Below are 11,946 nucleotides of genomic sequence, written 5' to 3' on the forward strand. Positions count from 1 at the left end.
TTTTTAGGCACCCATGAAAAGCAGAGATATTATTTCGTATTTGTGTATTTATAAACGGATATTCTACCGTCACTGTTAGCGCTTAAGGCAAGGTAAGGGATGCCATCTGATGCCACCTTCATGTCGAATGCATTAACCTTTCCGGAAATGACAATTCTTGGTGTATTCCAGTTATTGGTGATGGTGTTTAAAGTCCTCATGTAAAGTCCCGTTGTATTGGCATAAGCGAAATATAATTTACCATCTGGAGCTATAGCGAGTGCGTATTTTTCATCCTGATCCTGACTGCTTCCGGCTGATCCTATTTCTACCCAGTTTGTACCGTTGAATTTCATAATCCTGTTTAAACGCTGACTGGAGGATACAGTTTGAAAACCAATATAGGCTGTGCCATCTGTGGCCACTGCTCCTATTACTGAGGTGTAACCAGGTAGTCCATCGGAAGCCCTGAATCCTACGGGGCCAACGGGCTGCCAGGTGTTGCCCACGAGCTTGAACATGCTTACGTTGGAGCTTCTATCGAGGATAGCTAGGTATGTTTTCCCGTTTAATCCTCTAAATATCCTACAAGCTATTAACAAAGGATTGGCGGTAGCAGGAGTTACGTTGCCCCATATTCCGTTTGTATAATTGGACACATACAAGGACCTCCTTGTGAATCCTGGGGTAGTCTGAATAGATAGTGCAATGATAGGTTGATTGTTTTCACCAATTGCAAATGAGTATTTGTCAGCTTTCATTGGTGTAAATCTTTCTGTTCCCACATTTATCCATGTATCATTTACATATTTTTTTACGGTAGCTCTCTCGTCAGAATTGAAATAGTCTTTGTATCCTAAGTATGGGGTGCCCTCTTCACCAAAATCTATGACTGGTTCATCAGCTTTACCGGGAGAAATTCCTGTCACTTTGCCCAGATTTTCCCATCCTGTTCCGTTATAACTGATGACACCAACCCTTCTTAATGAGTCTGGAACAGTTACGCCGGCATCATCGCTTGGTCCCTTGTAATAGGTTACATACGGCATTTTGCTGAAAGGGTGTATTGCCAGTTTAATTCCGTTTGTTTTGAAAGGAACAATGCTTTTCTCACCGATTATCCACCATTTTGGACCTATAAATGAAAGTTGCACATTAAAATTTAGTGGGGCTGGTAGGCCTGCATCAGTAAAGCTATATACCACAGGATTCCCGAAATTATTGGATGTTACTTTGCTTTCCTGGTTTATGGGGCCTACTTTTAAGGTAGATCCAGTTGTAGTTTGAAACCTTGCTACCAATTTTGTTAAATCAATGGTTTCATGAACGGAAATGTCAATGGTTAAGCCTCTGATTACAGCCTGATAATCCTCTTCAAGGACACCTGGGTTATCAGCCTTAAAGAATCCGAAAGATTGAAGGGCAATTTTCTTCTCTATCCGAACTGAATAACTTCTTGTGCTTTTGTCTTCAGCTTTTACTTTATACGATATAGGTTGACTAAAATCCTGTTCAGAAATACCTGATTCCTGGACTTTAGCGTCAACCTGTACAATTGTACGTGGGTTATCTATCGTAAAGCTGGCTTTCAGATTCGTAACATCAATTTCAGTTGGCAGTGCTACTATAATTTCGTCACCTGAGATTACACCTGGGTATTCCGTTTCCGTATTTGATGCACCTTTAACAATGAATTTAAAAGATTCGATTCCTTTGCCATACATAACAGGATCTTTTTTACAACCGCTATTAAGGCCAACTACAATAAGCAGGAATAGGGTTGTGATATTTTTAATAGTCTTCATAACAATTAGTTTAGTGTCTTAAAATTTTCAGGCAACAGTACGGCTTTAATCCCAGGGGTATCTATTAGATACTTTTTAGCATAATCAGCAACCATTGCCGGAGTGATTTTATTGATCATATTTTCGAAATCATTGAAATAGCTGTAGTCCTTAAAACCGAAATAAAACTGATTTCTTAGGGCCGAACTCCAAAAGAGATTTTTATCTGCTTGTTTCTTGTATCCGTCGATTTGCTGTACCTTGATGTTAGTTAGGTCACTGGCAAAATAAGCTGGATTATCGGCAACCTTTTTAACTTCAATTTGTGCCTGTTTAATCAGAAAATCTGTTGATTCAGGAGCGCAACTGAAAGAAATTCTTGCACGGATTAAAGGATTGGGCACGCTAGTTGAAGAAATAGATACACCTACTCCATATACACCTGAGTTTTTCTCGCGAAGGTTTAAACGTAACTTTACTTTTAAAACTTCTTGTAACATCGTTTGTACCAAAATATCTGGATAATCATAATTTACCTTATTGCTTTGGTGGAAAAGGTTTACTGTGCTTTTTGGAGCGGCACCTGCATAGATCAATATATCTTTTGCAGAACTGCCGCCAACAGGGCCTTTATACTCGAACTTATTGTTGTAATCCCCGGCAGGTAACCCTCCAATGTATTGTTCTATTAAAGGTTTAATACTGTCCAGGTTAAAGCCCCCAACAATTACAAACTGAAAGTCCTTAGCAGAACCAAAACGGCTTTTAAAAATAGGAATAACGTTTTTTAAGTGCGCTTCCTTGCTTAGCCTTTCTGCGGACATCTCTGATGCATAATCATCATCACCTTTTAATAATTCGCTAATGGCTTTGGTGTAAGTGTAATTTGGTGATAGTTTGTTATTTTCAAGCTGCTCCAACGATTGACGCTTTGCTTGTTCAAAAGTGATTGGATCGGCATTTGGGTACATCCATTTCAGGTATATCAACTGAAACATAGTTTTAGCATCTTTCCAGTCGGCACTGCTCACTACACCTTCCCTTGAACTGGAAAGAACCAATGTAGCGGAGGCTGAGTTTCCGGTAAGAAACTGAGTCAAGGCACGGCGACTAAAATCACCAGCGCCACTTAAACCGGTTACCGGTTTAACAAATTGTGCCGTTACATACTGTGAAGAGTCAAGTGCATAAATGCCACCTTTCCTAAAACCGGATAAGGAAATATAGTTTTTTCGCTCTGCAGTTGGTTTCAGGTAAACAATGGTGCCATTGGCCAAAGTCCATTTGGTGACACCAATAGCCGAAAGCAGTTCTTCTTTAACTACTTTTCCTGTTACGGGTTCTTGTGCAAGCAATTTAGCGGGAACAGTAATCTGATCTGTCCATGAAGCAACCTGCTCAGTGGCAGCTTTAGCAAACATAGCCTTTAAAGCCGTTTGGCTAGGTAAATTTGCCTTATCCTTTTCTGGAGCTGTAAGTAAGACTACTGTATTGCCGGCTTTGTTTACCGATCTTAAGAAATTCAATAAAGTAAGTGAATCAATCTGTGGGGCATATTTTAAAGCAAGTCTGTTGCGCTCTTCTTTTGCCAGCATGGTACTTCCATTGTAAAAGACATCATGAATCTCGTTCATATAGGTCTCGCCAGCAGTTTTATCTTCTGCAGCTACTGAGCGTTTAATTGCAGCAATGTATTCGTCTCTATATTTGTTAACCTCATCGTTGGTCAAACCGTAACGGCATATCCGTTGGGCTTCGGTTAAGTATTGGGCAATTCCTTCCTTAACCTTATCATGGTATAAGGATGCTCCACCCGAGACGATGCCGTTCTTTAATACAATATTGCTAACCGAGAAGCTGCCCTCTTTAAAGTCATTTTGCAATTGGGATACTCTGCTAAACCGACTTTTGGCCAAAGCATTAAAAAATGTCCTGATCAATTGATCTTTGTAATCCTGCTCGGTTTTAATGGAGTTAAATGATTTGATCTTATTGAAGACACTTAGTTCTATTGCATTGGCTTCTTTATCTGTAAGAATAGAAAACAAGGTATCTCGGTGTGCAGGCAATTCGTAATAAAGCCTTGGAGATTTGCTTTTAGCCTTATACTGGTTAAATTCGGTTTTAATATACTCCTCTACTTTTTTAGGATCAATATCGGTTACAATGGCAATCGACATTAGATCCGGACGGTACCATTTCTCATAAAAATCAACGATAGTCTGGCGCTTAAAGCTTTTCAGTATATCTACTTTACCAATAGGTAAGCGTTCGGCATATCTTGATTTATTAAATAGTACGGGCAAGTACTGCTCTCTTAAACGGTTCGCTGCCCCTTGCTTGCTGCGCCATTCTTCAATTACCACACCTCGTTCCTTATCTATTTCATGGCTGTCGAAAGTTACTCCAAATGCCCAGTCCGCCATAATGTCTATAGATTTCTCCAGGTTTTTCTCATCCTTGGTATTGATGCTGATCTTATAAACTGTTTCATCAAAACTGGTGTGCGCATTTAGGTCTGCACCAAATTTTACACCTTTGGATTCCAGAAACTCAATCACATCATTTTTTGAATAATGCTTAGTTCCGTTAAAAGCCATGTGTTCAATAAAGTGGGCTAAACCCAACTGATCAGGTTCTTCCTGTAAAGAACCTGCGTTTAAAAACAACCTTAATACTGAGTTTCCCTTCGTTTTGTCGCTCTTGTAAATGTAATAGGTAAAACCGTTTTTAAGTTTCCCTTTTACGAGGTTAGGATCTTGCTGTAATTGCTGGGCGTAAATGTTGGAATTTAAAATTCCCAACGCCGCCAGCGTTAATACTATAAAATTTATTTTGTTCCTCATCCGTCTCCTCCTTATTTTTTGGTGATAATCAATTGTTTTTGTAGTTGATCAGGCCCCGGAAGACCAAGGATGAAATTTTTACTGTTACTGATTAAATTTATGGTGAGACGGTTGTCCTTTGCGGGGTCTACTGGAACATCCTTCCATGCAATACGAACAGAGCGTTCAAATATTCCTTGTGGGAAATTAAGGTTTGTGCTTTTGTTTAAGAGCACAAAGTCACGTCCCTCTTGAAGCCCATCGCCAAGTTTAATTTCATATTGAACATCAACAGGTTCAAATAATAGTTCCGAGCTGAGGTAAACCATATAATCTACCGTATCCTTGCGGTTACTCAGTACTTCAATTAAACTTTTGTTTTCAAAATTGATATGAACAAATGGGGTGTCATAGGGCACATTCTCTTTAGAACATGAAGCCATAAGGAATAATACCGGTAGGGTGACAGAGGCTAATAAATATGTTATTATTTGTTTCATTTTCTTAATTAGTTAAAGCCCGGATTTTGAATAATTGCTTTGTTTGCTTCTGCCTCTTTACCCGGTATCGGTAAAATAAATTTATCGTTAGGGTAAGTAAGGCTACATACTGTGGCATTACAATCTGAACCTCGTATTAGGGGTTCTTTGCGTCTAACAATATCAAATAAACGATGACCTTCAAAGCAGAGTTCGCGGTTCCTTTCATCAGCGATTTGTTTATATAGATCTGCAGCTGAGCCATAGTTGATGGTGATAGTTTTAGTTGGGTGAGCCCTTTGTGAAATGATACGCAAATCTTCTGCTGCTTCGGGGTATTTTTTTAAGTTCCAATTGGCTTCAGCACGATTTAAGTAAAGCTCTGATAAGCGGATAATCTGTATAAGTGGTGGTTTTAAGGCGCTTACTCTTCCATCTGCATATTTGGTGGTGATTAATCTTCCCTTATTGTTTCCATTTTTAGGGGTAAGAAACATGTTCGTTAATCGGATGTCATCATCATCAAATAAGAATTTTGCTTTTGCGGAAATGAGATAGGAGGCGTTGGTAGTGTCAGAAAATACAGTATAGATGTTTGTTGAGGAAGCTGAAAGTCCGGAATTGGTTAACTCGAAAATACTTTCAGGTTTATTACCACCCACAAGAAATACATATTTGTAATCAGCTGCAACAGCAAGGTGGTTACGATTGTCATTAATGACCAGAGTCGCATTGGCTACACTTTTTTCCCAGTCTCCCTGATATAGATATACGCGAGAAAGCAAAGCCAAGGCAGCTTGATAGCTAATGGTGGATGGGGTGGTGTGATTTGCATATTGCTGCAACAACGGTAAAGCATTATTCAGGTCTAAAAGAATCTGATCGTATGTTTGCTTCATCGCTTTTCTGGGAACTAGTTCACCTGGACTAGGCGTTTTAGTTAAGACTGGTATGCCCAAATGTGAGGCATCTGCGGTATAATTGTAAGGTTGTGCATAAATCCTGCTCAAGTCGAAATGACACAATGCCCTCATAACCAGCCCTTGAGCGGTAAGGGAATCGAGTGTTTTTGTTTGATCCGGGAATTTTGTTTTTAGTTCAGGAATAGCATTTAAAACGTTGTTTACATTGTTTATTGCTTCGTAGATGTTCAACCAGATATGTCCAACGGCAAAAGCATCGTCACCGATTATACTCTGAAAGTTAAACTGTGGCAACATAACCGTAGAGCTGGTTCCACGGATGAGGTTATCGGAGGCCACATCGGCATACATGCCGAATTCATTTTTATAATAGTTAAGCATTACATTGTATGATCCATTAATGGCTAGTTTAGCACCATTTACGGTTTCAAACAGGGTGTTTTTTCCTGTTTTTCCAAAGGGTTCTCTTTCTAAGAACTTTTTGCAGGAAGTCAATGTGATAGACACAAGGGTAAGCAGGGTTAAAGTATAGCTAATTTTTTTCATCACATTTTCTTTTATAAACTAACATTTAAACCAAATGAAAGTACAAGTGGCTGTGGATATGGGGTGAATGAGTTTTTGTAATCGTTACGATCCGATTTGCTGGTGTATGGCGTCCAAGAACCAACATTATCTGCTTGCAGGTAAACATTTGCACCATTCAGATGAATATGTTTGATGAACTGCTTAGGTAAAGTGTAGTTCATACTAATGTTGCTTAAGCGTAAGATGGTTTTTTTATGCAGGAAACGAGTAGAGTTCCGCGCGTTGTTTTCATTGATACCTAATGCGCTTTTAGGTATATTGCTTAAGTCTCCAGGCTCTCTCCAGCGATCCAGTAGGTTGGTAGACTGATTGTTGTCGGCAAGGTTACGCCCATCGGATTCAGAATCACGTTGTAGTGTGCTGAAAGAATAGCCACCAACATTGTAAACCAACAAAGCTGATAAAGTAATAGATTTGTATTGCAAAGTGTTGGTCATACCGCCAAAAAAATCGGGTGTTGATGAACCTACCGTAACCCGGTTGGCTAAATCAAATGCTTTGGTGATATTGCCACGGTCATCATACCAAAGCGGGCCACCATCTCGAGGATCTACACCTGCCCAGCGTACCAGGTAAAAGGTATTGGCATCTTTTCCAACTTCTCTGATGGTTTTGTCCAATACCTTAGTATTGTTGTTGTATAGCTTTAGTATTTTGTTTGTATTTCGTGCAATGTTAAAATTTGTTGTCCACTGAAAGTCTTTATTCTGGATATTCTGGGTAACTAAATTCATTTCAATTCCACTGTTTCTCACCGATCCGATATTTTGGTCAATGCTTGTAAAACCGGTAGTACGGGTAACATCAACTTCATCCAGCAGTCCTTTAGTTGTTTTTCTGTATATGTCCAAGTCTAGGGACACTCTTTTAAATAGACCTATACTAATTCCTCCATTTAAGATATAGGTAGTCTCCCAGGATAATACTGGGTTTTCTCCACTGGCCATTACTGCACCATCAGTATCGTTGTAACTACTGCCGATTACATTTAAGTTATAAATTCCTTTTGCTTTGTACGAACCCATTCGTGAATTACCATTGGTACCATAGCTTAATTTGATTTTGGCAAAATCAAATTGTTTGATTTTCCAGAATTCTTCGTTGCTGATAGTCCATGAGGCACCTACCGAATTGAAGGTTGCCCATTTCACGTCAACGCCAAAATCCGAATTGCCATCTCTACGGAAACTACCCAGTAAACTGTATTTTTTGGATAAAGTGTATCTGAGCTGTCCGTAATAAGAAATGCCTGTTTTCTGTTCACCTGAAAAAGTTGGGGTGATTCTAGTTGCATAATTTGGATCCCGAATATCATCGTTTTCAAAGCCAAATCCGGTTAGAGAGTTTGATGCCCTATCGTCACTTCTTGCTTCGGCACCAAGTAGTGCTGAGAAATCATGCTGGTTAATGGTTTTATCGAAATTAAGGCGTTGCTGGCTGTTCCAGTTAAAAGACCTGCTTCTTGCAAATGTTGCTTTACCTTCGTCCTTATTGCTATTAGAAAACATAGAGCCATAAATATTCTCTTTGATCTTGCTATAGTCTATTCCGTTGGTACTTGTAAAGCTAAGTCCAGATAAAATTTTAAAAGTACCACCAATATTTCCGTTGACCACATTTGCTTTCTGTGTGTTATCGTCATAGTTTGCTTCACGGAGTTTATTGTAAAATGCGGCTACGAAAGATCCATCGGGTAGATATGGGCTGTCTATCGGTCTGTTTATGTAATAACTACTGCCCGGATTAAAGATGTCATTAATATTCCTGGAAACACCTACTCTAAAAAATAGATCAATGGATTTATTGATTTTTTGATCTAAGTTAATCCTGGCGGAAAGCCTTTCGACTTGATTTTTGATCATAATCTGTTTTTCATTATAGTAACCACCAGAAATATAATACTTGGTGTTTTTATAACCTCCAGAGAAGGAAAGATTATGCGAAGTGTTTACTCCTGTCCGGAAAAATTCATCATACCAATCGGTGTTGGTCGTGCCTAAATCTGGTAATTTAGATTGGTCTAAGGCCGGATTGTTCTTATATGATTCAATATACAGCTCCCTATAATCATCGGCGTTAAGTACGTGAAAGCGTTTATTATTGATGAGGTTCAGTCCGGTTCTGAAGCTATAGCTTAATTTTTTTTCACCAGATTTACCTTTTTTGGTTGTAATTAATACTACTCCATTTGATCCGTCTGCTCCATAAATGGAAGTTGCCGTGGCATCTTTTAATACCACTACTGATTCAATGTCGCTTGGGTTTAAATAGGTTAATGGACTAATACTTGTATTTACACCAAGAATCATGTTGGTTTGATTTCCTGTATTTAAAGGGATTCCATCTAAAACCCATAGTGGGTCGTTAGATGCACCAAAAGATGCTTCGCCTCGTATTCTTGTCCCAAACCGGGGTCTGCCACTGCTCGTATTGTCTGCTCCGTCTTGAATCCCATATTGCAGGCCTGGAACAAGGCCTTCCAGTAAGGCATCAATTCTATCTAGTGGTTTTCTTTCCAGATCTTTACTGGTTACCACGAAAGCACTACCAATTTGGTTTTCTTTTCTTTCAGATGTACCATAAGCTGTAACGATAACTTCATTAAGATCGCTGGCAGCTTCCATCATTATTACATCAATTGTCTTGTTCCCATTGACGGCTACTTCTTTAGTTCCATAACCTATCATCGAGAATATCAATGTACCATTGGCAGGCGCCTGGATAGAGTAAGCCCCATTTCCATTTGTAGCCACAGCTTTCTTTGCACCTTTTACGGTAACCACTACACCTGGAAGCATCGTTTCAGACTGACCGGAACCTTCCTTTGATTTTACAGTTCCTTTGATAATGATCTCTTCTTGATTAGTATTTGTACTGGCCTTCGCTTCAGAAATAATTACTGTTTGGTCTATTATTTTATAATCTAGCGCTTTTCCTGATGTTAATTGCTGTAGGGCATCTCTCAGATTTACATTTTTTAATTCCAGGCTAACCTTCCCAGATTTTTTTAGTACATCAGCATCGCACAAGAAGAAGAACCCTGTTTGCTTTTTAATATCTACAAACACGCTTTCTATACCTGCATTACGCACTGATAGGGTTACTTTTTGGGCATATCCTGAAGCTTGCGCAGCTAGGCAGCCAATTGTTAATAAGAAAATAGTTAACCTCATAACTAATAGTAGTTTTCTATTAAATGACTTACATTTTCTCGCACACTTGCCGAGAAGGATTTGTTTCATATTTTTGTATGTGTTGGTTTTGAAAAATTGGTTGAATTAGATAGCGATCAAATAAGTACAGCCACACGATTTGTCCGGGAACATTTGCAGTGTTTCCGGATTTTTTATGTCTGTTCTTAAGTTTTGTGGTAAGTAAAGTTTATTTCATGTGGTTTAGGGTTTAGTTTTTATTTATTAATGTCTACGGTTACGGTTTTGTCTTTTAGATTGTATTCTGTATTACTAACAGTTTTTAGCATTTCCAATACCTGACTTAAAGTTGCTTGTCTTCGTATAGTGCCACTATATCTTTTTCGGTTTGGTTCTCCATTATAAACAATGTCTACATCATACCATCTGGAAACCTGATCCAGAATATCCTTGATCCGGTCATCCTTAAAGTAAAATACCCCTTCTTTCCAAGCTATTGATTTGTACGTATCTACTGCGTGAACCGTTAGGTGTCCGTCATAGGTAAATGCTTGTTCTCCTGGTTTTATCAGGCGTTGGTTTGTGCCTTCAGAAACCTTAATGGCCCCTTCAATTAGTGTAGTTTTACTATATGTTTGATACGAGCTAATATTGAAATGAGTTCCCAATACTTCTACCTCAGTTTTGTTGAAGCTTACAATAAATGGGAGGGCCTTATTGTGTGCAACTTCAAAGTAAGCTTCACCAGTAAGCTCCACCCGTCGTTCATGATTGTTAAAATTAGTTGGGAAACGTAAAGAAGATGCTGCATTTAACCATACTTGAGTGCCATCCGACAAAATCATTTTATATTCTCCTGCTTTTGGCGTTCTCAAGACGTTATAGCCATTGCCTGTTTTTCTTTTAGCACTAAAGGCTAGGACGCCATTTTTAACACCTATTGCTGCATTACTATCTTCAGCGGCTAATCGGAGATTTGCATCGCTAAGATCAACAACCGATCCGTCTGCCAACTCCAGCACCGCCTTTTTACTCCCCGGCATAATATCATGAACTCGGGCTATTTCATTGATCCCCTTAGATTTAAGTTGTGCGTTATAAATATAAACGCCTATGCCAACGCTAATAATCAATATTGCTGCGGTGCTGTATCGCATTATCTTAGTCCATGCCAATCTTTTTATTGGCGTTTGACTAATTTGTTTCGAAACCTCTTCCCAGCCTTTATTGACATCTGCAGCATCTAAATAATTGACTTCCTGCTGCACATGCTCGGTATTTCGGAAGGATTCAACAAGCGAATTGTTTTCAGGTGAAGCCTTGAGCCATAGTTCAAATTCTGCCTTCTCCTTGTCAGATAGCTCGTTTTTCAGAAACTTGATAATAAGTTCAGACGTGTATTTAAAATTGTGCTGCGTTTCCATAGATACCTATAAGAAACCTGAAAAATGAAAGTGGGTGAAAGAAAGCTGAATTATTTTTAAATAATTTGATTATTTCAGCAGAAACACTGAAATAATAGCAAACAAATCTGGATTTAAACGCATTTTTAGTAACTGTAGGCCGCGTTTTTTCTGAGTTTTAACGGTATTGATGCTAAGGCCTAGTTCTTCCGCAATCTGAGGGTTTTTTAGACCTTCTAAATACCCCATTCGGAATATTTTCTGGCAATTGTCTGGTAAAGTAGTGATTACCTTATGCAATTCTGCCAAGACTTCTGACCTGATCATTGAGTTTAGGGCTACCGCATCTTCCGACGGCTCTGAGTCCTGTTCGTTTAAAAAGCCATGCTCCAGTTTTTGTCTGCGTAACTTATTCAGACATGCATTTCGCACTGAGGCATATAAAAACGCATTTACAGACAAAGCATTATGCACAGGTCTTTCATCCATATTCCAGTAGGTTACAAAAACTTCCTGAACAATGTCTTTGGCAGCGTCATCATCTTTTAAAAATTGAATCGCAAAATGACATAATTTGGCATAATTGTCCTTAAACAATTCTTCGAATGAATATGCCGTATGTGGTGTTTGTTCCCTCAATTCTATTGACGATGAATGAATTGCTAAAAATAGGGTTTATGAAGCGAATTTAAAAATGACCATTCCCGCATAAATAAGGAGGGGGCGATATTAAAGATTGGCAAGCATAGCGGTTATTTGGTTTGGTATGCCAAAATGAGACATAAGTAGGCTAATTTGATTAAGCAATCTTCA

General features: G+C 38.9%; 7 protein-coding genes. All 7 read right to left on the minus strand.

Annotated elements, in window-relative coordinates:
* Positions 1-29: 29 nt before the first annotated feature.
* A complete protein-coding gene (locus tag EZ444_RS08310) occupies positions 30-1,784 on the minus strand; it encodes a hypothetical protein (protein WP_131608260.1) in 1,755 nt (584 codons plus the stop codon).
* Positions 1,785-1,789: 5 nt separating this feature from the next.
* Positions 1,790-4,609 (minus strand): M16 family metallopeptidase, encoded by a 2,820-nt coding sequence (locus EZ444_RS08315; RefSeq protein WP_131608261.1) that lies wholly within the window; start codon positions 4,607-4,609, stop codon positions 1,790-1,792.
* Between the two features lie 11 nt (positions 4,610-4,620).
* A complete protein-coding gene (locus tag EZ444_RS08320; protein WP_131608262.1) occupies positions 4,621-5,088 on the minus strand; it encodes a hypothetical protein in 468 nt (155 codons plus the stop codon).
* 8 nt (positions 5,089-5,096) lie between these two features.
* Complete coding sequence (locus tag EZ444_RS08325; RefSeq protein WP_131608263.1) at positions 5,097-6,536, minus strand: RagB/SusD family nutrient uptake outer membrane protein; 1,440 nt, start codon at positions 6,534-6,536, stop codon at positions 5,097-5,099.
* Positions 6,537-6,547: 11 nt separating this feature from the next.
* Entirely contained in the window at positions 6,548-9,751 is a 3,204-nt protein-coding gene (locus EZ444_RS08330) for a SusC/RagA family TonB-linked outer membrane protein (RefSeq protein WP_165503559.1), read from the minus strand.
* Positions 9,752-9,987: 236 nt separating this feature from the next.
* Complete coding sequence (locus tag EZ444_RS08335) at positions 9,988-11,154, minus strand: FecR family protein (protein ID WP_131608265.1); 1,167 nt, start codon at positions 11,152-11,154, stop codon at positions 9,988-9,990.
* A gap of 69 nt (positions 11,155-11,223) precedes the next feature.
* Positions 11,224-11,772, minus strand: a complete 549-nt coding sequence (locus EZ444_RS08340; RefSeq protein ID WP_165503560.1) for an RNA polymerase sigma-70 factor — start codon at positions 11,770-11,772, stop codon at positions 11,224-11,226.
* Positions 11,773-11,946 lie beyond the last annotated feature (174 nt).

It is taken from the genome of Pedobacter hiemivivus (genome assembly GCF_004331685.1).
GTDB lineage: Bacteria > Bacteroidota > Bacteroidia > Sphingobacteriales > Sphingobacteriaceae > Pedobacter > Pedobacter hiemivivus.

Coding starts and splice junctions, on each gene's coding strand:
- EZ444_RS08310 (WP_131608260.1), bottom strand. CDS start 1,784: ATGAAGACTATTAAAAATATCACAACCCTATTCCTGCTTATTGTAGTT.
- EZ444_RS08315 (WP_131608261.1), bottom strand. CDS start 4,609: ATGAGGAACAAAATAAATTTTATAGTATTAACGCTGGCGGCGTTGGGA.
- EZ444_RS08320 (WP_131608262.1), bottom strand. CDS start 5,088: ATGAAACAAATAATAACATATTTATTAGCCTCTGTCACCCTACCGGTA.
- EZ444_RS08325 (WP_131608263.1), bottom strand. CDS start 6,536: ATGAAAAAAATTAGCTATACTTTAACCCTGCTTACCCTTGTGTCTATC.
- EZ444_RS08330 (WP_165503559.1), bottom strand. CDS start 9,751: ATGAGGTTAACTATTTTCTTATTAACAATTGGCTGCCTAGCTGCGCAA.
- EZ444_RS08335 (WP_131608265.1), bottom strand. CDS start 11,154: ATGGAAACGCAGCACAATTTTAAATACACGTCTGAACTTATTATCAAG.